This window comes from Methylobacterium sp. Gmos3 (genome assembly GCF_056430985.1).
On sequence record NZ_JBWJYL010000008.1, the window covers coordinates 303,922 to 324,990 of the forward strand.

General features: G+C 67.2%; 17 protein-coding genes and 1 tRNA gene. 8 read left to right on the forward strand and 10 right to left on the reverse strand.

Annotated features, from left to right (window positions below):
• Positions 1 to 119: 119 nt before the first annotated feature.
• On the forward strand, positions 120 to 791 hold the full coding sequence (locus ACS5Q7_RS18720) for a sigma-70 family RNA polymerase sigma factor (protein ID WP_478340768.1): 672 nt from the start codon (positions 120 to 122) through the stop codon (positions 789 to 791).
• 293 nt (positions 792 to 1,084) lie between these two features.
• Positions 1,085 to 1,450 carry a hypothetical protein gene (locus ACS5Q7_RS18725; RefSeq protein WP_478340769.1) on the forward strand — a complete coding sequence of 122 codons (366 nt, stop codon included), beginning with the start codon at positions 1,085 to 1,087 and terminating at the stop codon, positions 1,448 to 1,450.
• Between the two features lie 8 nt (positions 1,451 to 1,458).
• Here the strand turns inward: ACS5Q7_RS18725 and ACS5Q7_RS18730 are convergent, their stop codons facing one another.
• A complete protein-coding gene (locus ACS5Q7_RS18730; RefSeq protein WP_478340770.1) occupies positions 1,459 to 1,872 on the reverse strand; it encodes a Ros/MucR family transcriptional regulator in 414 nt (137 codons plus the stop codon).
• 176 nt (positions 1,873 to 2,048) lie between these two features.
• Here ACS5Q7_RS18730 and ACS5Q7_RS18735 point away from each other — a divergent pair, with 176 nt between their 5' ends.
• From ACS5Q7_RS18735 to ACS5Q7_RS18745, 3 genes are all read left to right on the forward strand, one after another.
• The gene (locus ACS5Q7_RS18735; protein WP_478340771.1) at positions 2,049 to 3,017 is read left to right on the forward strand and encodes a helix-turn-helix domain-containing protein; all 969 of its coding nucleotides are present in this window, start codon (positions 2,049 to 2,051) and stop codon (positions 3,015 to 3,017) included.
• Between the two features lie 50 nt (positions 3,018 to 3,067).
• The gene (locus ACS5Q7_RS18740) at positions 3,068 to 4,258 is read left to right on the forward strand and encodes an MFS transporter (RefSeq protein ID WP_478340772.1); all 1,191 of its coding nucleotides are present in this window, start codon (positions 3,068 to 3,070) and stop codon (positions 4,256 to 4,258) included.
• Positions 4,259 to 4,569: 311 nt separating this feature from the next.
• A complete protein-coding gene (locus ACS5Q7_RS18745) occupies positions 4,570 to 5,664 on the forward strand; it encodes an HD domain-containing phosphohydrolase (RefSeq protein ID WP_478340773.1) in 1,095 nt (364 codons plus the stop codon).
• A gap of 10 nt (positions 5,665 to 5,674) precedes the next feature.
• Here the strand turns inward: ACS5Q7_RS18745 and ACS5Q7_RS18750 are convergent, their stop codons facing one another.
• The 3 genes from ACS5Q7_RS18750 to ACS5Q7_RS18760 all read right to left on the reverse strand — a co-directional run bounded on the left by ACS5Q7_RS18750 (position 5,675) and on the right by ACS5Q7_RS18760 (position 10,483).
• The gene (locus tag ACS5Q7_RS18750) at positions 5,675 to 7,786 is read right to left on the reverse strand and encodes a TonB-dependent receptor family protein (RefSeq protein ID WP_478340774.1); all 2,112 of its coding nucleotides are present in this window, start codon (positions 7,784 to 7,786) and stop codon (positions 5,675 to 5,677) included.
• Between the two features lie 43 nt (positions 7,787 to 7,829).
• Positions 7,830 to 8,171 (reverse strand): hypothetical protein, encoded by a 342-nt coding sequence (locus tag ACS5Q7_RS18755; protein ID WP_478340775.1) that lies wholly within the window; start codon positions 8,169 to 8,171, stop codon positions 7,830 to 7,832.
• Between the two features lie 185 nt (positions 8,172 to 8,356).
• Entirely contained in the window at positions 8,357 to 10,483 is a 2,127-nt protein-coding gene (locus ACS5Q7_RS18760) for a family 16 glycosylhydrolase (RefSeq protein WP_478340776.1), read from the reverse strand.
• 568 nt (positions 10,484 to 11,051) lie between these two features.
• Here ACS5Q7_RS18760 and ACS5Q7_RS18765 point away from each other — a divergent pair.
• Positions 11,052 to 12,470 carry a TadE/TadG family type IV pilus assembly protein gene (locus ACS5Q7_RS18765; protein WP_478340777.1) on the forward strand — a complete coding sequence of 473 codons (1,419 nt, stop codon included), beginning with the start codon at positions 11,052 to 11,054 and terminating at the stop codon, positions 12,468 to 12,470.
• Positions 12,471 to 12,648: 178 nt separating this feature from the next.
• Here the strand turns inward: ACS5Q7_RS18765 and ACS5Q7_RS18770 are convergent.
• Positions 12,649 to 12,724 (reverse strand) — tRNA-Glu (locus tag ACS5Q7_RS18770).
• Between ACS5Q7_RS18770 and ACS5Q7_RS18775 the strand changes: the two genes are divergently transcribed.
• Entirely contained in the window at positions 12,717 to 13,790 is a 1,074-nt protein-coding gene (locus ACS5Q7_RS18775; protein WP_478340778.1) for an RluA family pseudouridine synthase, read from the forward strand. The genes ACS5Q7_RS18770 and ACS5Q7_RS18775 overlap by 8 nt on opposite strands.
• Positions 13,791 to 14,015: 225 nt before the next feature.
• On the forward strand, positions 14,016 to 14,909 hold the full coding sequence (rpoH, locus tag ACS5Q7_RS18780) for an RNA polymerase sigma factor RpoH (protein ID WP_478340779.1): 894 nt from the start codon (positions 14,016 to 14,018) through the stop codon (positions 14,907 to 14,909).
• Between the two features lie 174 nt (positions 14,910 to 15,083).
• Here rpoH and ACS5Q7_RS18785 read toward each other — a convergent pair whose 3' ends face one another.
• The 5 genes from ACS5Q7_RS18785 to purB all read right to left on the reverse strand — a co-directional run bounded on the left by ACS5Q7_RS18785 (position 15,084) and on the right by purB (position 20,978).
• Entirely contained in the window at positions 15,084 to 16,604 is a 1,521-nt protein-coding gene (locus ACS5Q7_RS18785; protein ID WP_478340780.1) for a histidine kinase, read from the reverse strand.
• Positions 16,605 to 16,754: 150 nt separating this feature from the next.
• Entirely contained in the window at positions 16,755 to 18,047 is a 1,293-nt protein-coding gene (locus ACS5Q7_RS18790; RefSeq protein ID WP_478340781.1) for an adenylosuccinate synthase, read from the reverse strand.
• Between the two features lie 142 nt (positions 18,048 to 18,189).
• The gene (locus ACS5Q7_RS18795; RefSeq protein ID WP_478340835.1) at positions 18,190 to 18,483 is read right to left on the reverse strand and encodes a hypothetical protein; all 294 of its coding nucleotides are present in this window, start codon (positions 18,481 to 18,483) and stop codon (positions 18,190 to 18,192) included.
• Between the two features lie 272 nt (positions 18,484 to 18,755).
• Positions 18,756 to 19,613 carry a D-amino-acid transaminase gene (locus ACS5Q7_RS18800; protein ID WP_478340782.1) on the reverse strand — a complete coding sequence of 286 codons (858 nt, stop codon included), beginning with the start codon at positions 19,611 to 19,613 and terminating at the stop codon, positions 18,756 to 18,758.
• A 57-nt stretch (positions 19,614 to 19,670) separates the two neighbouring features.
• Positions 19,671 to 20,978 carry an adenylosuccinate lyase gene (purB, locus tag ACS5Q7_RS18805; protein WP_478340783.1) on the reverse strand — a complete coding sequence of 436 codons (1,308 nt, stop codon included), beginning with the start codon at positions 20,976 to 20,978 and terminating at the stop codon, positions 19,671 to 19,673.
• Positions 20,979 to 21,069 lie beyond the last annotated feature (91 nt).

The window sequence follows — 21,069 nt, forward strand, 5'->3', positions numbered from 1 at the left end:
CACTGGTATCGTCGTATCATTGACGGCGGGGGGAACGACCAAAAATAAGTCGTCTCCAGGCCGCCGCCGCTTTGTAGCGGTGCAGGCAGCTCTCCCTCGACACGACGAGTGACGCATCCTTGCAGCAAGCAGTCGAAGATCGTGATGCGGTGTCCGCATCGGGCGACGTGCTGACTTTTGTCAACGCACAGTTGGGCAGGCGCCTCCGCGAATACTATCCACAGGTTGTAGAAATCGACCAAGATTCGCCTCTTGGGCGAGTTCTGGCCCGTCTCACGGAAGCCCTGCGTGTGCCCGACGGGGGAGGCACCCCAGCGGCCTTCAAGGACGATCTGATCGGGATGGTGCCGCGCCTGCGTCGCTACGCAATGTCTCTCACCCATGACGCCATCGAGGCGGACGACCTCGTTCAGCTCACGCTGCTGAAGGCGTGGGAATCGCGTCACCGGTTCGAGATGGGCAGCAACCTCGTGGCGTGGCTGTTCACGATCCTGCGAAACGGCCACATCAACGGACGGCGGAAATACTGGCGGGAGGTCGCCGATCCGGACGGCGCGCATGCCGGCACCCTGTCGGAACCGGCGTCGCAGGAGCACAAGGTCGACCTGCGCGACCTGCAACAGGCTCTCGACCGGCTCGACGCCGCACATCGCGAAGCGCTGACGCTCGTGGCCGTGGAGGGGCTGACCTACGAGGCGGCGGCGGCGATCATCGGCTGCCCGCCGGGGACTGTGAAAAGTCGGGTCAGCCGGGCTCGGGACCGTCTCTCGCACGAACTCGGACAGGTGTGATTCCGTGCTCGGCTCGAAGCGCCAGATAAAAATTCTTACCGTACCAGTAGATCTGTCTCAGGCGCGCGTGTTTCTCTTTCCCATATCACGACATGTGTGTCGCCATCACTGCTCGCGACGCAGCATGATCCTTTTCCGAGGTTGTGTCGGGCTCCCTGCCCCTTCAGGGCCCGTCACGGCCGCGAGGCCGGGCGCTTGAGCCGCTCCGGGTGTGCGCCCGGCCCGTTGCCTTTTCTTGTCGCATCGCGCGTCCGGTGCGTTGTCAGCCCGGTGCGTCCTGTTACGAGGAGATCATGAAGACCATTTGCCCCGTGGCCCTGGCGCCGTTCGCTTTCATCGCCGTGATCGGCACTGCCGAGGCCGCCGGTCGCTTCGACGGCTCGTGGTCGGTCGTGGCGACGGGTGACGAGACATCCTGCGCCGGGCCGTACAACTATCCGATCGTCATCCGCGACGGAGTGGTAGATGATGCCGGCGGCAACGACGTGGACGCGAGCGGCCGTGCCGGTGCCGATGGCGGCATCACCGGCACCATTCGCCGTGGCCTCGCCGTGGTCTCGGTGAGCGGGCGGCTGAAGGGCAAGGCCGGCAGGGGGCGCTGGACGCTCAGCGGCCTCGGCTCCTGCTCGGGCCGCTGGACGGCCCGCCGCACGAGCTGAACGAACGCCTACTTCCTGCCGGCGCGGCCGAAGCCCAGTTCCTTCGCGAGCACTGAGCGCCGCTGCGCGTAGCTCGGCGCGACCATCGGGTAGTCGGACGGCAGGCCGAAACGCGCTCGGTAGCTATCCGGCGTGAAGCCATGCTTCTTCAGGTGGCGCTTCAGGGTCTTGTACGTCTTGCCATCGAGGAAGCTGACGAGCCCGGCCGGCTGGATCGACTGGCGGATTTCCGAGGTCGACACCTTCTCCCGCTTGGCTTCAGATGAAGCCTGCTGTGGCATAGCGAGGTTCCGGACAGCCTCGTGCATCGTGGCGATGAGGGCCGGCACATCGCTGGGTCGCACGGAATTGTAGCTGACATAAGCGGCTACCATCTCGGCGGTACGGCCGATGGAGGCGAGCGCGGAATCGTCTGTTGTCATGTGTCTGCCGTAGGTTCGCGGCAGCCCTCACGTGCGATCGGGCGGGCTTGCCCAACCGTTGCGGAGGCTGCGGATTACTACCTTAGATCTTAGAAATCGGGACGCCTTGCGCTTGCCTCGGCGCGCGGTATCGTTTGTCCTACCGCGCGATAGCTCGATTCGAGACAGTTGTGCCGATGCGAATGATGTTCTCGACCGATGGGATTGCTGAAAGAAAGAAATTCGGTCGCTGGAGCGAAATCATTCACGACCGACTTGTACCGGTCGAACAATCACAATTAAGCGATGAACCTTTTCGGGGTGTGATCGAGGCGGCCGACGTAGGCTCGCTTGCGATCTCGCGGATCACCCAAGGCGCCCTGCGGACAGAGGCCACGTCGGACACGATCCGGCGACACGCGAAGCACGACACGCTCTCGGTCGCGATCAAGCTGAGTGGCGTCTCGAGCGTCACCCAGGACGATCGCCACGCGGTGCAGCGCCCCGGCGACATCGTGCTGATCGAGCGTCGGCCCGGCGTCCTCCAGTCGAGCACCGGAAGCTGCTCCTACCTCCTCGAAGTGCCCCGGCGGCAAATCGAGGGAGCGCTCGGCTCGACCCAGCTCTACAGCGCGATGACCGTGGACGCCGCCCTGCCGAGTGCGTCGCTGGTGCGGACCTTCATCGAGGAACTGGTGCGCGTTCACGGCGCGCTGACGCCGGAGATGGCCGAGCGCATGGGCTCGATCGGCATCGACCTGATCGTGGCGAGCCTCGCCGAGGCCATGGCCCGCGAGACGCCCAAGCCGCAGCAGGGCAACGTCCTGGTGCAGCGCGCCAAGGCGCATATCGAGTCCCACCTCGGGGATCCGGCCCTGGACCCCGCCGCCGTCGCCGCAGGGGTCGGCGTGTCGCTGCGGCGGCTCCAGGAATTGTTCCAGGAGCGCGAGCACTGCGTCTCGGAATGGATCTGGGAACGGCGCCTCGACAAGGCCGCAAGGCGCCTCGCCGATTCGACCTGCGCCCATATCCCCATCGGGACGATCGCCTACGATTGCGGCTTCTCGAACCAGGCGCATTTCTCGCGCCGCTTCCGGACGCGGTTCGACCGGTCGCCGAGCGAGTTCCGCCGCGAAAGCCTTGTCGGATCGGCTGGGCCGATCTAGCCGGAAGGGACCGGCCGCTCCTCAGGCCCTTCGTTCCCCGTGCCCGTTCCATGCCAGCCGTCCTTGAAGCGCCGCGCGGCGCACCGAGCACCCTCGGCAACGCCGCGCTCGGCCTCACGCAGATCATCCTGTGGGGAGGCTCGTTCTTCCTCATCGCGGTGATCGTCGGCCCCGTCGTGGAGTCCACCGGCTGGCCGCAGGGCGCGGTGATCGGCGCGCTGTCCCTGGCGATCCTCATCTCCGGCCTGCTCTCCCCCTGGGTCGGCACGCGCATCCGAAGGATCGGCGGGCGCCCGGTGCTGGTCACCGGCACGCTGATCATGGCCGCCGGCCTCGTGCTGATGGCGATGGCGGGAAGCCTGCCCGTCTTTCTCGCCGCCTGGGTGGTGATCGGCATCGGCATGGCCGGCGCCCTCTACGATCCGCTCTTCGCGGCGATCGGGCAGGCCTACGGTGCTGGCGCGCGCAGCGCCATGACGCAGATCGCCATCGCCTCGGGCTTCGCCATCACCCTGTGCTGGCCGGCGTCGAGCTTCCTCGTGGCGCATATCGGCTGGCGCGGCGCCTGCCTCGTCTACGCGGCGCTCGCGGCCTTCGTGGTGGCGCCGATCTTCGCCCTGGCCCTCCCGGGCGGGAAGGGCACCGGACCCGCGCCGATCAAGGTCGCGCCCGGCGTCGAGGCGCCGCGCTTGCCGGGGGAGGGGATCCTCGCGCTCACCTTCACCACGGCGGCCATCCTGATGACAGCGGTCTCCGTGGAATTGCTGCTGCTTCTGCAATCGCACGGCATTCCGGCCGCATCGGCCGTGGCGCTGAGCGCCCTGATCGGCCCGTCGCAGGTCGGCGCCCGCGTGCTCGAACTCACCTTCGGGCAGCGCGCGCACCCGATCCATCTGCTGCTGATCTCGGCGGGCAGCGTGGCCCTCGGGCTCCTGCTTCTCGTCGTGGCGCCGAGCTTCGCTTGGCTCGCGATCATGCTGTACGGCGCGGGCAACGGGATGCGCACGGTGGTGCGCGGAACGCTGCCCCTGGCCCTCTACGGTCAAGGCGAATACGCGGCGGTGATCGGTCGCCTCGCGAGGCCGCCGCTCCTCGGGCAGGCGGCGACCCCCATCGCCTGCGGCTACGCCATGGAATGGTTCGGCATCGCACCCTTGGCGATCATCATGGTCGTCGTCGCCTTGCTCAACCTCGCGCTGTCGCTCCTCGTCGCACGACAGGTCGCCCGGCAGGCGTCGTAGGATCGTCATACAATTCCTTCAACACACAAAGATTGTGGCGAATGCAATAATTCGTCGCGTGAACGCAGCTTATGAGATCGCGTCAATTGATTTGTGAGTTTGAGATGAGCCTTTTCATCTCATAAACTGTCTCAAAAGCGATGAGAACTCGCATATTTTCTTAAAATGACTCGGCCAGATTGCACCATCGATGCTGCAAGAAAACGCCAAGTCGCATTCCTGCGTGACCGAACGTGCCATTGCCCACATCGGCTTCCCGGTCCAGCCGGCGCTCCGGCATCGGGTCAATAAGAACGGCCGGAACTTGAAGCATGGATGCGCTCCTCGTCGACGATAGCCCCACGATGCTCGTGCGTTTCCGCCACTTGCTGGAGGAGGAGCATGGGGTCAGCGTCTCGGCGTTCGCGCATCCCGGCGCGGCTTTACTTCGGGCGCAAACGCAATCCTTCGATCTCGTTCTGGTCGATCAGCATATGCCCGGCATGGACGGCGTCGAATTCATCGGTCGTCTCTGCAAAAGCCCGCATTACGCGCAGGTGCCGGTGGTGATGATCACGTCCGACACCTCGGAGGGCCTCAGGCTCGCAGCCCTGGAGGCGGGGGCCACGGACTTCCTCGAGAAGCACACGGACGGAGTCGAGTTCAAGGTTCGCCTGCGCAACCAGATCCGGCTGGCCGCCGCCATGCGCCGGCTGGACGATCAAGCCGTCGAACTTGCCGATCGAGCGAGAACCGCCGAATGCCACGTCCTCGAACGGGAGGAAGAGATCATCTTCCGCCTCGCCCTGGCGGTGGAGTACCGCGACAACGACACCGGGCATCATACGTGGCGCGTCGCCCGCTACAGCCAGATCATGGCCGAGGCGATGGGCCTGGAGGCCGATCTGTGCCACCGCCTCTACCTCGCCGCCCCCCTTCACGATGTCGGCAAAGTCGCCATCCCCGACGACGTCCTCCTCAAGAAGGGGCGGTTGACCGACGACGAGATGACGCTCGTGCGCACCCATGCCGCGATCGGCGAGCGAATCCTCGGCCAGAGCCCATCGGAGCTGATCAGGCTGGCGGCGGCCATCGCGGGTGGCCACCATGAGCGCTGGGACGGCACCGGCTACCCGCGCGGCATCGCCGGGCTGGCGATCCCCCTCGCGGCGCGGATCGTGGCGGTTGCCGACGTCTTCGACGCCCTCACGACGATCCGCCCCTACAAAGGGGCGATCCCGCCCGACGAGGCCCTGCGCTGCATCCAGGCCGAGGCCGGCCGGCATTTCGATCCGGCCTGCGTCGCCGCCTTCATGTCCCGCTGGGATGAGATCCTGGCGATCTGCACGGAGTGCGACCATGGCCAAGCCGACCGGGGGGTGATCGGCCGCCTCCAATCCGAGATGACGGCGGTGGCGGCCCAGTGACGTCGGCGCGTCAGAACGAAGCTCTGAGCCCCGCGAACACGCTGCGCCCGTTCCCCGGAAAGAAGGCGGCCAGGGCCGCCGCGCCCCCGGCGCCCGCCCGCGCATCGGCCACCACGCCGATGTCGGAGATGTAGCGTTCGTCCGTCAGGTTGCGGGCGTCCACGAACAGCGACACGCCATTGCGGAAGTCCCATCCGGTCTGGATGTTGAACAGGGCGTAGCCCGGCGCGCGCAGGGTGTTGGCGTGATCGGCGAAGGCGCCGCGCGGCACCCAATCCACCGATGGCGCAAGATAGAACCCGCTCGGATGCGCGTAGCTCAGCACCCAGCGCAGCACGTCGTCGGGGATGCCCGCGATGCGGTTGTTCCCGAACGTCGCGTCGCGCACGAAGCGGAAGTCGTTGTGCGTCCAGATCTGGGTCACCGACAGCGTGTCGCCGATGCCGGTGAGGTCGCGGGCGACCGCGAGGGTGACAGCCGCCTCCACGCCCTGATGCAAGGTGCGCGGGGCGTTGAACGTCGCCGCCGGGACGTTCAGGGACAGACCCGCCGCCGTGTTGAAGTTGGTCAACTCGTCACGGATTTCGGAGCGGTAGAGCGTCACGTCCCAGGTCAGCCGGTCGATATGCCCGCGCGTGCCGGCCTCGTAGGTCCAGGCGCGCTGGGCCTCCAGCGGCACGAAGGTGGTGCGGAACGTGTTCTGCTGCACGAGGTCGGAGAAGTCGGGCACGTCGCGCGAGCGGGTGACGTCGCCGAAGACCTGGATCTCCGGCAGCGGCTGCCACAGCAACCCGAGCTTCGGGTTCACGCCCTCGTAGGTGACATTGCCGAACTGCACCGCCGGGTTCGCGGCGAAGCCCCCCTTGCTGCTGTAGGTGCGGTTCGAGGAGAAGAGCTTGGCGCCGGTCATGAGCGCGACGTCCGGCAGGAACCAGAATCGGTTCTCGCCATAGGCCTCGAGGTTCGATGCGCTCTGAAGGGCGTTCAGGGTCTGCGCGCCACGGTTGCCGCGGATGTTCACGAATTGCAGCGCGCTGTTCTGACCCGCGAAGGCGCGCAGCCCGAGGATCGTGTCGTTGCGGTAGCCGCCGAGATCGAACGTCCCCGCCCAATGCGGGCTGATTCCGTAGGTCCAGCCGTCCTGATCGATCGCCTGGAAGATCGGATGGTAGAGGGACTTGTGGATCGCCCAGGTGTCGATATCGAGCTTGCCGACATCGAGGAGGAACGAGGTGCGGTTGGCGACACGCTCCGTCTCGACCTTCCGCGACTGGTTGCCCAGGATCGCGGTCGGATTGGCGAGGCGCGGGTTGTTCAGGGAGTCGAACAGGGTGAGTGAGCCGGGCAGCTTCTGGTCGGTGAGATAGGTGCCGAGGTAGAAGCGCGTCTCGATGCCGGGGGCGATCTGGTAGCCGAGATTGGCGTTGAAGTTCTGCGTCCTCTGCGTCTCGTGCTGTCGGAACCCGTCCGCGTTGGTCACGGTGCCGTTCAGGAGCACATCCACCGGCCCATCGATGCGCGAGACCTGGGCATTCTCGCGGATCGTCCCGAACGAACCGCCGTCGAGACGCAGGATGTTCGGCGCGAAGGCCGTGTAGGCGGTGGGCGTGACGAAGTTCACCGCCCCGCCGAGGGTCGTCGCGCCGAAGGTCAGCGCGTTGCCGCCCTTGTAGACTTCGGCCGAGCGCAGGGCGAGCGGATCGATCTGGTAGAAGTCGCCGCTCCCATCCGCGAGGTTGAAGGGGATGCCGTCCTGCAGGATCTCGATGCCGCGCAGGTGGTAGCCCCGGCTGATGCCGGAGCCGCGCACGGAGAGGCGGATCTCCTGGCCGTAGCGCTCCTGCACGTAGACGCCGGGCGTGTCCTTCAGGACGTCGCGCAGGGTGTTGGCGTAGCGGTTCTGGAAGCTCGCGGCGTCGACGAAGGCGACGGATCCGACCGTCGCGTTCAGCGCCTCGCGTTGCTGGGCGACGCTCGGGACGGTGACGGAGCCGGCGATACCCGCGACGCTGAGTTGGGGCAGGGTAACCTGGGCGGCATCCGGTTCGGCCAGAGCCGGGGTGCCGACGAACAACGGCGGCAGCAGGGCAGCGCGAAGCGCGCCCCGGAAGAGGCGATGCATGACGAGTTTCCGTGTCTGATGGGATCGGGGAAAGAGCGATCGATCAGACGACGGGAGGGGCGCGGGCGTTGGGACGGAGGCTGGGCGGCGCACGCGGCGCCGCCGCGACTTCCGGGCGCCACGTCAAGCCGATGGCGCGGCGCTCGGGCCATGCGATGGCGCTCGCGACAGGCATGGGCGCGCTGAAGGGCGCGATAGTCTGGGCGGCCGTACAGCAGGCGTGGTGATGATGCGCCGGGCTGCCCTTGGTCGGGCCGCCCTCGGCGGAGGCACTCACGGTGGTGTCGATGGCCTGAAGGCAGAGCTGATGCTCCTGCCAACTGAGCCCCGCCGAGAGCACCCCGCCCAGGACGGCCTGCAGCGCAAGCGCATACAGCGCGGCCACGCTGACGACCACGCGAACACGAGCCCAAACTGGCCGGAGCGCACGCATGATTCAGGGCTAAGGTTGTCGGCGCCGCTCGGTCAAGAAGCCGCGAGCAGCACAGGATTCTTTTTCGCCGGATGTGGCCGGAGGGCCGATGCCTGCGCGGACCCCGGCCGAGACCGGGGCCGCGACGGATGGCACGTTCAGACGATCAGGATATGGCCGGCGTCGAGCTTGGCGAGGCTGAGGTTCAGGAGCTCGATCGAGTCGTTCCCGTGCGTGATCAGCACGTCGTCGACCTGACCGTCATGATCGGCGTCCACGAGCTTGGCCGCCGCCCGCACCGCGTCCACGGTGGTGAAATCGGCCTTGGACACACGCAGGATGTCCTGATCGCCCGTGGCTCCGGCCTGGAAATCGAGCACGCGGTCATGGCCGGCGCTGAACACGAAGATGTCCGAGCCGGCGCCACCCTTCAGCACATCGTTCCCGGCGCCGCCATCGAGGATCTGCCGTCCGTCGCCACCCTGGATGATGTTGTCGAGGGCGTTGCCGGTGGCGGTCGCGTTCACGCCGAGCTGGGTCAGGTTCTCGACATTCGCAGGAAGGGCGTAGCTCTTGTACACGACGACCGTGTCCGTCCCGCCGCCGCTGGCCTCGGCGACCGTATCGTTCCCGGTGACGTAATAGGTGTCGTCACCGGCCCCGCCGCTGAGGCTGGACGTGCCGTTCCCGCGCAGGGCGTCGGCATCCGCAGTGCCCACGACCTTGTGGTTCGTCCCGGTCGCGACGAAGCCGTGCGCCTTCGGGGCGCTCTCGTAGAGGGCCGTCCCGACCGCGTTCACCGCGAACAGGGCGCCGCCGCTCGCGCTCTTCGCTGGAACCGCATCCACCGACGTATCGGCGGGCTGGGCCGTCGGCGCCGAGGCCCCGTCCCCGGAATAGACGTGGATGTAGTCGATCAACATCTTGGCCGGCAGCACCGTCGACGCGTCCGGGCTGCCCGGCCACGTCCCACCCACCGCCAGATTGACCACCATGTACATCGGCTTGTGCATGTCGGACGGAGTCGCGACCGACGAGACCTCGACGCCGTCGAAGTACCAGCGGATCGTGTCCTGCTCCCAATCGACGCCGTAGGTGTGGAACCCGGTCGTCATGTCCGCGACGGTGGACGCGATGGAGGTGCCGCCCTTGGTGCCGCCGTCCATCGTGTGGACGGTGGTCGTCAGCGTGTTCGGCTTGCTGCCGATCACCTCCATGATGTCGAGTTCGGGCGGCCAGGACCCATCCTGCGGCAGAAGCCAGAAGGCGGGCCACAACCCCTTGCCGGCCGGCAACTGCGCCCGCATCTCGAAGTACCCATAGGTCTGCGAGAACGATTCGTGTGAATTGATCAGGCCTGATGTGTAATCGAAATCGTTGATGGCAGGCTTGATCGCCGCGCTGGCTTTCGCGGCGGTGAGTTCCAGGACACCGTTCTTGACGACCCACGGCTTCACCGAAGCGGTCGGCGCGTAGTTACTGTTGATGTACCACTCTTCCTCATGGTTGGACGCCAGCGTGCTGCCGCTGCTGTTGAGCGCCGAACCGGCAGTCGTCGTCTCCCATGTGCCCGTCTTGCCGTTCCACAGGCTGAGGCTGTTGAAGTCGTCCGCGAAGGTCAGGGTGCGGTTCGCCGTCACGACGGGGAGCTGGAAGTTCCCGGAGGTGAAGTCGCTGATGGCGTGGTTGCGGAAGACCAGGGTTTCGCTCGGGCTCAAGGCCAGCTTCACGTCGGCGCCGACTTGCGTCATCGCGCCTTTCACCTGCGCGAAACTCGTCAGGGCGTAGCCTTGAAGGCGAACGATGTCGCCCGATGCGCCACTCTGGAAATCGACGATCACATCGCTGCCTTGGCCCTTCGTGACCACGAAGGTGTCACTGCCGCCTCCGCCGATGAGCACGTCGTTGCCGGCGCCACCGTCGATCGTCTGCGCGTAAGAATCGCCCCGGATGATGTTGTCGAGACTGTTGCCGGTGACGCGGGCTGTTCCGTTGATCACCAGATTCTCGATGTTCGCGGGGATCGTGTAGTCACGCCACCACGTCTCCACGGTATCGATGCCGCCATTGGGGTTCTCGACCGGCGTCGCACTGCCGTCGGCGAGGGAATAGGTGTCGTCGCCCGCGCCTCCGACGAGCGTCGCCGGAGTCGACAGCTTGGTGGAGAATCCGTCGGCGCCGGAGGTCCCGGTCAGGGTCTGCCCCTTCGTCGCGGCGGTATAGTACTTCGTCGGCGCAGCACTGTCGTGCAGGGTCACCCCAACAGCATTCACCCAGCTTGCCATGCTTGGTCCGCCCTAGCGAAATACGATCTCGAGGATCGACAAATATCGACTACGCATTCCTAAACATTAATAAACTTTCAAGTTGGCAGCAATGGGGCGAGAACTGTGCACCGCCAACGCGTTGGTTCACAACATTGGCAACTCGCGCATTTTGGTGCCGGAATTCGATGGCGCATTGGATACGGGCGAGCGGGTGCGCCGGGCAGCCGAGCGGCTGGTTCGCCGTGCGTCTCGGGACAAGCTTCGACGTGGCCCGGCGCGTCCGATCAGCGGGAAGGCCCACGCAGGTCGCAGGTGCGATCGCACATCCCGCTTCACGACGTCGCGGGCGCAGTCGCCGAGGCGCAAGCGGGCTGCGATCGTGAGGCTGTATGGCCGTCCGAACCAAGACGTTGCGCGCAATCGAGCAACGTCCGTCCGAGATTAAGCAACATCAGATGTTTTTACGTCCTGGCGCAAGCAAGGCTGCGGGGCATGTGCATAATCCGCCGATTCTTTTCTTGCGTTAATTTTTCAGGGATCTTTTCTCCATAAGAATTCCGCCACCCTCCTACAAGATCAACGAGAAATGACGGGTAAGGCCATACTGGACGGGTTCCGCAGGCTGCGAACGGCCTGGAAGCGCAAGCACGGCGGCTTCACCGTCGTTCGAAACCGCCGGGGCAGCGTCGCCCTGACTTTCGCGCTCACATCACCGCTCGTCTTCGGCCTCGTGGGCGGCGGCATCGACTACGCCCGCCTCGTAGCCCGGCGGACGCAACTCCAGAGCGCGGTCGATGCCGGCGCCCTCGCCGGAGGCAACGCCCTCAAGCTCGCCGCCTCGAGCACCGCCTCGATCCGGGGCGTTGTCGAGCAGATCATCGTCACCAACGCGTCCACGTCGGCGCGCAACCCACTCACCATCACCGTCACCGTGGCGGACGACAAGACCAGCGTGTTCGCCCGCGCCGAGGACAGCGTTTCGCTCACCTTCGCCCGCTTCCTCGGCATCGGCGCGGTGAACGTGGCGGCTCAGGCCAAGGTCAGCATCGTCGGCAAGATGCGCCTGTGCATGCTCACTCTGGATCCGATGGCACCCGGCGCCTTCAATCTTCAAAAGAACGCGCAGGTCACGGCGCTGGGTTGCTCGCTCTATTCGGACTCCGCGAGTCAGACCGGCATGGTCGGCGGCGACAATGCCTTGGCGCGGGCGGATACGATCTGCTCGGCGGGCGGCTATTCGGGGGTACGCGCGAATTTTTCGCCGCCGCCACAGACCGATTGTCCGGCGATTCAGGATCCGCTCAAGGGCCGTCCCACCCCGCCGATCGGCGATTGCGCCACTCTGCCGTACCCCTTCAACCTCCTGCCGTCCGGCAAGATGGCAAACGTCGACAAGGACGTGGTCCTCGAGCCCGGCACCTTTTGCGGCGGCCTCACGATCAAGAAGAATGCCGTGGTGACGCTGAAGCCCGGCATTTACGTGTTCAAGAACGGTCCTCTCATCGTGAAGGACAACGGGACGCTGACCGGCGTCGATGTCGGCTTCTTCTTCACGGGCGATAAGGCTGGCCTGCTGTTCGACAAGAAGACCACCGTCAGCCTCTCGGCGCCGACGACCGGGGTGATGGCAGGCATGCTCATGACCGAGCAGCCGACTGTGTCGAGCCCCCTCGATCCGGCACTCAACGTGATCGACGACCTCACCGGTGCGCCATTGCCGAAGACGCCGCCGCCGCTCGGGCAGTCGCAGCCGATGCGGACCTATCGGATCATCAGCAACAACGCCCGCACCATGCTTGGCACGATCTACCTGCCCGCTGGCCGCGTCGTGATCGATGCCGACAAGCCGGTGGCGGATCAATCCGCCTACACCGTCCTGGTGGCGCGGCAGGTCAACCTCTACGAAGGGCCGACCCTCTATCTCAACGCCAATTACGACGGCACCAGCGTGCCCGTGCCGAAGGGCGTCGGCCCGCTCGGCGGCCGGGTGGTCTTGTCCCAGTAGGGACCGGACGCCATCGCGCGCCGGGCGAAGGCTTGCCGGCCATCGCCTGAAACGCGGGACGCCCAGCGCACGTGCCCCGCGCACGGCGCACGCGGTCGCGTCAGCGATGACGCCAGCGCCGGACATGCGTGCGGCGTCAGGGTCAAGTCGTTGTAGAATTTGCGGAAGTTTGCGCCGGTGGCGCTCCCAAGGGGAATCGAACCCCTGTTTTCGCCGTGAGAGGGCGACGTCCTAGACCGCTAGACGATGGGAGCTTTCCGGCGGCGCCGCGTTGCTATAGCGACGCCCGGATCGGGGCACAAGAGCCGTCCCGCAGATATTTCAACGAGCGGGTGCGCGCAGGTGGACGAGTACGGACAAGAGCGTGTCGGCGTCGTGGAGGAAGGGGGGCAGCGGCTCGACCGCGCCCTCGTCGGGCTCTTCCCCGACCTGTCGCGCGCACGGCTGCAGGACCTCGTGCGCGAGGGCCATGTCCGCCGCGATGACGGCGTGCTGCGTGATCCCTCCGCGAAGATCCCGGCCGGAACACGCCTCGTCCTCGACATGCCGCCGCCCGCCGATCCGGTGCCCGAGGCCGAGGCGGTCGATCTCGTCATCGCCTACGAGGATGACGACCTGATCGTCATCGACAAGCCCGCCGGGCTCGTCGTCCACCCCGCGCCGGGCCATGCCGGCGGGACGCTCGTCAACGCGCTGATCGCCCATTGCGGCGCGAGCCTCTCCGGTGTCGGCGGCGTGCGCCGGCCCGGCATCGTCCACCGCCTCGACAAGGATACGAGCGGCCTCATCGTCGTGGCCAAGAACGATGTGGCCCATCACGGCCTCGCCGCCCAGTTCGCCGATCACGGACGGACCGGCCCGCTGGAACGCGCCTACCTCGCCTTCGTCTGGGGCGAGCCGAACCCGCCGGTGGGAACGATCACCGCCAGCCTCGCCCGCTCCCGGCACAACCGCGAGAAGATCGCCGTGGTGTCGGACGAGTCCGGTCGCCACGCGATCACGCATTATGCCGTGGCGGAACGGTACGCGGAGGCGAGCCTCGTGCGATGCCGGCTCGAGACGGGGCGCACGCATCAGATCCGCGTCCACCTCGCCCATCGCGGGCATCCGCTGCTGGGCGATGCCGTCTACGGCGCCGCCTTCCGCACCAAGGCGGCGAAGTTGGGGGAGCGCGCGCGGGCCGCCCTCACCACGCTCGGGAGGCAGGCGCTGCACGCGGAAGTGCTCGGCTTCGCCCATCCGCGCTCGGGCGAAACGCTGCATTTCGTGAGCCCGCTTCCGCCGGACATGGCCGCGCTAAAGGCTGCGCTGGTCGCGTAATTTTGACGATCAGCGTGCGAAAGGGCACGACAGCCCGCGGCACTTCGTGCCATCCTTCAACCCAACGATCCGGTCGTGCGTTAGTGGCGACGTAAGCGTGCCTCAGACGCGATCGGATCGGTCGAGCGGCCCCCTTGAGATGGGCGCTCGGAGGGGTCGGCTCAAGAGCGGCCCCGTCGATCACCGCGTCCGCCCGTCTGGGGGACCTGTTTGAGGAGTCATGCCATGGCCGGTACGCTGCCCGTGCTCGCCAACGAAGGTGGCCTTTCCCGCTACCTCGACGAGATCCGCAAGTTCCCGATGCTGGAGCCGGCGGAAGAGTTCACTCTCGCCAAATCCTGGCGCGATGGCGGCGACCGCGAGGCCGCCCACCGCCTCGTGACCTCGCACCTGCGCCTCGTCGCGAAGATCGCCATGGGCTATCGCGGCTATGGGCTGCCGATCGCCGAGGTCGTGTCCGAGGGCAACGTGGGCCTGATGCAGGCCGTCAAGCGGTTCGACCCGGACAAGGGCTTCCGGCTGGCCACCTATGCGATGTGGTGGATCAAGGCGGCGATCCAGGAATACATCCTGCGCTCGTGGTCCCTCGTGAAGATGGGCACCACCGCCAACCAGAAGAAGCTGTTCTTCAACCTGCGCAAGGCCAAGGGCCGCATCTCCGCGCTGGAAGAGGGCGACCTTCGCCCGGATCAGGTCTCACAGATCGCGACCCGCCTCGGCGTGCCGGAGCAGGACGTGGTGGACATGAACCGCCGCCTCTCCGGCGACACCTCCCTCAACGCGCCCCTGCGCGAGGAGGGCGAGGGCGAGTGGCAGGATTGGCTGGTGGACAACAGCCCGAGCCAGGAGACCGTGCTGGTGCGCGAGCAGGAGGGGCAGAACCGCCTCACCGCCCTGCGCGACGCGCTCGGCGTGCTCAACCCGCGCGAGCGGCGCATCTTCGAGGCCCGGCGCCTCGCCGAAGATCCGATCACCCTCGAGGATCTGTCGGGCGAGTTCGGTGTCTCCCGTGAGCGTGTCCGCCAGATCGAGGTCCGCGCCTTCGAGAAGGTGCAGGAGGCGGTCAAGCGCAACGTGGCCACCCGCGAGGCGCCCCGCGCCGCCCACGCCCACCACTAGGGCAGAGACGCACTCACTCCGTTCATGCGTCTCTGCCCTAGCTCCTTGTTTTCGCATCAATTTTTCCAGACACGGCTGACGCCTTCGTCTGGATCGATGCACTAGGGCCGCAGGCCAGTTCCGATACGCACGAAGCCGGCGGTGCGACCCGCCGGCTTCGTGCGTCGTGAAGGGTCATTTCCAGGCTTCGAAGGCCTGTTGCAGCACCTGCTCGCCCGACGAGCCTTTCTCGAAAGTCAGCACCGCACGGCGCCCGGACGTGTAACGCAGGGCCACATCGAACCACGCCCTGTGGAGCAGCAATTCGGTGTTGCGCTCCACATCGGCGGGCAGCGACGACAGGCCTATCAGGAAGAGATTGTCGCGCACCCGCACCGGCAGACCCGATACGGGCGAACCCCGGCTGTTCTCGTCGTCCTTCGCCTGCAGCAGCCCGACATCCTGCACCACGCGCGCGGTGGGATCGTTGCCGCCCTGGCTGAAGGACAGACTCACCGTGTGGGAGGCCGGCAGGGTCGTGTCCAGATTCTTCTGGATCGTCATGGTGAGGGTGAGACCGGCCTCCGGATAGGTCACCGTAGCCACCGCCGAGGTCTGGAGCGGCTGCCCCTGCTCTCCGTTGGCGGTGTCGAGGCGCCATGTCACCCGCCCTTGCGTCGTGATCGGCTGCGAACTGTCCGCCGAGGTCGATTCCTCGATGAGGAGCGCCCGCTGGGCCACGGCGACACCGGGCTCGGACGGCGCCGCCGGCGCAGCCGTCTTGGGTGCCGCGCTGTCCTGCTTGGGCTTGGGCCGCTCGGCCGGCGCGGAGTCACCGCCGACGCGGTCGTTGAACTTCGCCTCGGGATTCTCGCCGGCGGGCTGCTGCAATTCCGGGATCGAGCGCGCCACGAGTTGAGGCTTGTCGCGCAGAAGGAAGGCCGCGACGGCGATGGCGCCGATCACCGCCACGAGCACCACGCCGATCACGAGGTTGCGGAGCACCCGCGAACGGCTGCTGCGGGGCGCGACGACGGCGATGCGCGGGCGCTGGCGGCCCTGGCCCGCTTCCCCGGCCATCTCCGGTTCTTCCGCCTGCGCCGCCTCGACGGCGGGGGATGCGTTCACCGGAAGGAATTCCGTGTCGAGCCCGGTCAAGGGCTTGCGGGATGTGATGGCGATGGCCGCCTCGCGCGGCGTCTCGTTCGCCGGCTCCGGCGTCAGGACGAAGCGCGGGGAGGGCGCGGCGGGCAGCACCGGCTCCGGCGGCGGCGCCTGCTCCGGCGGTGCCGCCTCGGGCAGGGGATCGGCTGCGGCCGTGGCCATGCGCTCGGCCACCGGTTCGACCTGCGGCTCGGGGGCGGGTGCCGGTTCCGGGGCGGGCGGGGGAGGGGGAGCCGCGACGGGAGCGGGTTCCTGGGCAGGTTCCTTCGCCGGCTCCTTCACCAACTCCTTGGCGGGCTCGCCGGCCGCCGCCTTGGCTGCGTCGTTGGCGGGCGCCGGGATGCCGCCGTGCTCGACCTCCAAGCGCTCGATGGCGGTGTCGAGGGCGCGCCGTTCGAGGTCGATGTCGTCCTCGGAGAGCGGCGGTTCCAGGGAACGCAGTTGGCTGATCAGCGCGTTGCGCGCCCGATCGTAGACGGCGCGACGCAAGCCTGGCGAGCGGTCGGGAAGAGCGTCGAGGGCCCTAGCCAGAAGCGGGTAATAATCGGCCATTCTGCTCCGGTTCGCCCGCTTGGCGCCCTGCCGGCTGAGGCCGAAGCCACCGCCGTTTCCTTGCTACGTTCTTTTAACCCAATCGGCGGCCATTCAATACCGTTGACGGCATTAGTGGGGCGCCATCAACGACATATGCGCCCCAGCCGATCAATCCTCGAAGGGATTGTGCATCAGGATGGTGTCGTCGCGCTCCGGCGAGGTCGAGAGCAGCGCCACCGGGGCGCCGATCAACTCTTCGATCCGGCGCACGTACTTGATGGCCTGCGCCGGCAGGTCGGCCCAGGACCGGCCACCGGCCGTGGTCTCGGCCCATCCCTCGAAGGCCTCGTAGATCGGCTCGACGCGGGCCTGGGCGGCCTGGCTCGCGGGGAGATGGTCGATCACCTTCCCATCCAGGCGGTAGCCCGTGCAGATCTGGATGGTCTCGAACCCGTCGAGGATGTCGAGCTTGGTCAGCGCGATGCCGTTGATGCCGGAGGTGCGCACCGTCTGCCGCACCAGGGCCGCATCGAACCAGCCACAGCGGCGCTTGCGCCCTGTGACGACGCCGAACTCACGGCCGCGCTCGCCGAGCCGCTCGCCGGTGGCGTCGGTCAGTTCGGTGGGGAAGGGGCCTTCGCCGACGCGGGTCGTGTAGGCCTTCACGATGCCGAGCACGTAGCCGATCGCCGAGGGGCCGAGGCCGGAGCCCGTCGCCGCCTGCGCCGCCACGATGTTGGACGAGGTGACGTAGGGGTAGGTGCCGTGATCGACATCGAGGAGCGCGCCCTGGGCGCCCTCGAACAGGATGCGCTTGCCCGCGCGGCGGGCCTCATCCAGCAGCGACCACACCGTGTCGGCGAAGGGCAGGATCTTGGGGGCGATGGCGAGAAGCTCGGCCTTCAGCGCGGCCCCGTCGATCTCCTCGATGCCGAGGCCACGGCGCAGGGCGTTGTGGTGCGCGAGCAGCCGCGCGATCTTCGCGTCCAGCATGTCGGCGTCGGCGAGGTCGACCACGCGGATCGCCCGGCGTCCCACCTTGTCCTCGTAGGCCGGGCCGATGCCCCGCTTCGTGGTGCCGATCTTCAGCACCGCGTTCGAGGTCTCGCGGTAATGGTCGAGCTCGCGGTGAAGGGGCAGGATCAAGGTGGCATTGTCGGCGACGCGCAGGTTCTCAGGCGTGATCGACACGCCCTGCTGCGCGATCTTCGCGATCTCTTCGACGAGGTGCCAAGGATCGACCACGACGCCGTTGCCGATCACCGACAGCGTTCCACCGCGCACCACGCCCGAAGGCAGCAGCGACAGCTTGTAGGTCACGCCGTCGATCACGAGCGTGTGGCCGGCATTGTGGCCGCCCTGGAAACGGACCACCACGTCGGCCTGCTCTGAGAGCCAGTCGACGATCTTGCCCTTGCCCTCGTCACCCCATTGGGCGCCGACTACGACGACGTTGGCCATGCCTGCCCTGAACCCGTGTCAGTGATGCCCACGCCGCCGGATACAATCCGGGCTGGCGGGCTCAGAGCCCGTTTTCGCGATCCGGCAAGGGAAATCAAGCAAGCAGGAGGCAGGCGGGGCGCGTAACCCCACCTGTCCGACACTATTTCGCCTCGGTGCCGGGGGTCCGGCCGGGCAATTCGCTGGGCTTGATCACCGGCATCGACCCGCTCTGATCGGGTTTCACCACCGTTCCGGTGGCATCGCCCGGCGGCTTGATGACCCCGTCGTTCTTCTGAAGCTTGTCCGAGAGGGACTGATCCTTCGGCGGGGCATCGGCGCTGGGGCGGACCCGGTCCGGCGGCGTCTGGGTCGCCGGGGGAAGGGCGGGATCGCTGTCCTGCTTGCGCAAGGGAGCGTCCGGGTTCTGGGCCAGCGCCACCCCGCCGGTCAGCATCACCGCGAGCGCGGCGGCAGGCACTTTGGAGAGACGAAACAGGCTCGGCAACGCGGCCTCCTTGGTCGAGAACGAAGTCCCGACGAAACAGGTGGCAGCCCAAACCGTTCCGCCGCCAGGGGCAATCGGCTGGGCCGGTGCCCTCTACTCACCGCCGTCATTGCGAGCAGAGCGAAGCAATCCAGGGATGCGCTACGTCCTGAGACGGCCCGTTGCCCTGGATTGCTTCGCTGCGCTCGCAATGGCGTGGAGGGAGACGAGGCGTTCGCGCCTCAGCCCGCCCGCGCCAGTTCCAGGTAAAGCTCGCGCAGGCGCTTCGTGAGCGGGCCGGGCTTGCCCTCGCCGATGGCGCGGCCGTCGATCTCGACCACCGGCATCACGAAGGCGGAGGCGCTGGTGTAGAACGCCTCGGCCGCCTCGTGCGCTTCAGCGACGGAGATCAGCCGCTCCTCGATGGTCAGGTCGGCCTCGGCGGCGAGCTTCAGGACGCTGGCGCGGGTGATGCCCGGCAGCAGAGCCGTGGACAGCGGCCGCGTCACCAACCGGCGGTCACGGCTGACGATGAAGGCGGTGGACGACGAGCCCTCCGTGATCGCGCCATCCTCGACCATCCAGGCCTCGGACACGCCGGCTTCGACGGCCTGCTGCTTGGCGAGCACCTGCGCGAGCAGGGCCACCGACTTGATGTCCCGGCGCTTCCAGCGAAGATCCTCGACGGTGATGACCCGCGCGCCCTTCTCGGCCAGCGGGTTGGCGGCGACCGTCTTGGCTTGGGTGAACATCATCACCGTGGGCTGCGTGTCGGCCGGCGGGTAGGCGAAGTCGCGCTCGGCCACGCCACGCGTCACCTGCATGTAGACAAGCCCCTCGGTCAGCCCGTTGCGGCGGACGAGTTCGGTCTGCAGCCGCTCCCATTCCGCCGCGTCGTGCGGGTTGCGGATGCCGATCTCGCCGAGCGAGCGGTCGAGGCGAGCGAGATGCGCCGCGTTGTCCACGAGGCGCCCCTCCAGGATGGCGGAGACCTCATAGATGCCGTCCGCGAAGAGGAAGCCGCGATCCATGATCGGCACCTTCGCCTGTTCGAAGGGCAGGAACTCGCCGTTCAGGTAGACGATGCGGGACGCGCTCACGGCGGTTTCCTCAAACTCGGACGATGGAACAGGTGGTGCGGGATTCGTGCCGGCCGATCAAGCCTTGCCGAAGACCCGCTCGAAGATCGTGTCGACGTGCTTGAAGTGATAGCCGAGATCGAAGCATTCCTCGATCTGCTCCGGCGTCAGGGCCTTGGTCACGTCGGCGTCGTTCTTGAGCAGCGTGAGGAAGTCGCCCTCGCCGCGCCAGACCGGCATCGCGTTGCGCTGGACCAGCCGGTACGAATCCTCGCGGGAGACGCCGGCCTGGGTGAGCGCCAGCAGCACCCGCTGCGAATGGACGAGGCCGCCGAGCCGGTCGAGGTTGCGCTGCATGTTCGCCGGGTAGACGAGCAGCTTCTCGATGACGCCGGTCATCCGCGCCAGGGCGAAATCGAGGGTCACGGTGGCGTCGGGGCCGATCATCCGCTCGACGGAGGAATGGGAGATGTCGCGCTCGTGCCAGAGGGCGACGTTCTCCATGGCCGGCATCACGTAGCTGCGCACCATGCGGGCGAGGCCGGTGATGTTCTCGGTGAGCACAGGGTTGCGCTTGTGCGGCATCGCCGAGGAGCCTTTCTGGCCCTCGGAGAAATACTCCTCCGCTTCCAGCACCTCGGTGCGCTGCAGGTGGCGGATCTCGATGGCCAGCCGCTCCAGCGACGAGGCGACGACGCCCAGCACCGCGAAGAACATCGCGTGGCGGTCGCGCGGGATGACCTGGGTCGAGACCGGCTCCGGCGAGAGACCCATCTTGCGCGAGACATACTCTTCGACGCGCGGGTCGATGTTGGCGAAGGTGCCGACGGCGCCGGAGATGGCGCAGGTGGCGATCTCCTCGCGGGCGACGACGAGCCGGGCGCGGTTGCGGCTGAATTCGGCATAGGCCTGGGCGAGCTTGAGGCCGAAGGTCACCGGCTCGGCATGGATGCCGTGAGAGCGGCCGATGGTCGGCGTCATCTTGTGCTCCTGCGCCCGGTGCTTGAGGGCATCGAGGAGGGCGTCCACGTCGGCGATCAGGATGTCGGCGGCGCGCACGAGCTGCACGTTCAGGCAGGTGTCGAGCACGTCCGAGGAGGTCATCCCCTGGTGGACGAAGCGCGCCTCCGGCCCGACGATCTCGGCGAGGTGGGTGAGGAAGGCGATGACGTCGTGCTTCGTCACGGCCTCGATGGCGTCGATGCGCGCCACGTCGAAGGTCGCGTCACGGCCCATCGCCCAGACCTTCTCGGCCGCGTCCTTCGGCACCACGCCGATCTCTGCCAGCGCGGTCGTGGCGTGGGCCTCGATCTCGAACCAGATCCGGAAACGCGACTCGGGCGACCAGATCGCGGTCATCGCGGGGCGGCTGTAGCGGGGGATCATCGATGCTGACTCGACCGTCGGGGAACGGTCGGCGGGTAGCACCGCCGGGCGTTTAGCTCAATGCGCGTCGATGCGGAGCAGTGCGGCGCGC

What these genes read in the sequence shown, in the direction of transcription:
- rpoH (WP_478340779.1), top strand. Translation starts at nt 14,016, where the DNA reads ATGGCCGGTACGCTGCCCGTGCTCGCCAACGAAGGTGGCCTTTCCCGC.
- ACS5Q7_RS18790 (WP_478340781.1), bottom strand. Translation starts at nt 18,047, where the DNA reads ATGGCCAACGTCGTCGTAGTCGGCGCCCAATGGGGTGACGAGGGCAAG.
- ACS5Q7_RS18765 (WP_478340777.1), top strand. Translation starts at nt 11,052, where the DNA reads ATGACGGGTAAGGCCATACTGGACGGGTTCCGCAGGCTGCGAACGGCC.
- ACS5Q7_RS18745 (WP_478340773.1), top strand. Translation starts at nt 4,570, where the DNA reads ATGGATGCGCTCCTCGTCGACGATAGCCCCACGATGCTCGTGCGTTTC.
- ACS5Q7_RS18775 (WP_478340778.1), top strand. Translation starts at nt 12,717, where the DNA reads ATGGGAGCTTTCCGGCGGCGCCGCGTTGCTATAGCGACGCCCGGATCG.
- ACS5Q7_RS18735 (WP_478340771.1), top strand. Translation starts at nt 2,049, where the DNA reads ATGCGAATGATGTTCTCGACCGATGGGATTGCTGAAAGAAAGAAATTC.
- ACS5Q7_RS18725 (WP_478340769.1), top strand. Translation starts at nt 1,085, where the DNA reads ATGAAGACCATTTGCCCCGTGGCCCTGGCGCCGTTCGCTTTCATCGCC.
- ACS5Q7_RS18750 (WP_478340774.1), bottom strand. Translation starts at nt 7,786, where the DNA reads ATGCATCGCCTCTTCCGGGGCGCGCTTCGCGCTGCCCTGCTGCCGCCG.
- ACS5Q7_RS18785 (WP_478340780.1), bottom strand. Translation starts at nt 16,604, where the DNA reads ATGGCCGATTATTACCCGCTTCTGGCTAGGGCCCTCGACGCTCTTCCC.
- ACS5Q7_RS18795 (WP_478340835.1), bottom strand. Translation starts at nt 18,483, where the DNA reads ATGCTGACCGGCGGGGTGGCGCTGGCCCAGAACCCGGACGCTCCCTTG.
- ACS5Q7_RS18730 (WP_478340770.1), bottom strand. Translation starts at nt 1,872, where the DNA reads ATGACAACAGACGATTCCGCGCTCGCCTCCATCGGCCGTACCGCCGAG.
- ACS5Q7_RS18740 (WP_478340772.1), top strand. Translation starts at nt 3,068, where the DNA reads ATGCCAGCCGTCCTTGAAGCGCCGCGCGGCGCACCGAGCACCCTCGGC.
- purB (WP_478340783.1), bottom strand. Translation starts at nt 20,978, where the DNA reads ATGATCCCCCGCTACAGCCGCCCCGCGATGACCGCGATCTGGTCGCCC.
- ACS5Q7_RS18760 (WP_478340776.1), bottom strand. Translation starts at nt 10,483, where the DNA reads ATGGCAAGCTGGGTGAATGCTGTTGGGGTGACCCTGCACGACAGTGCT.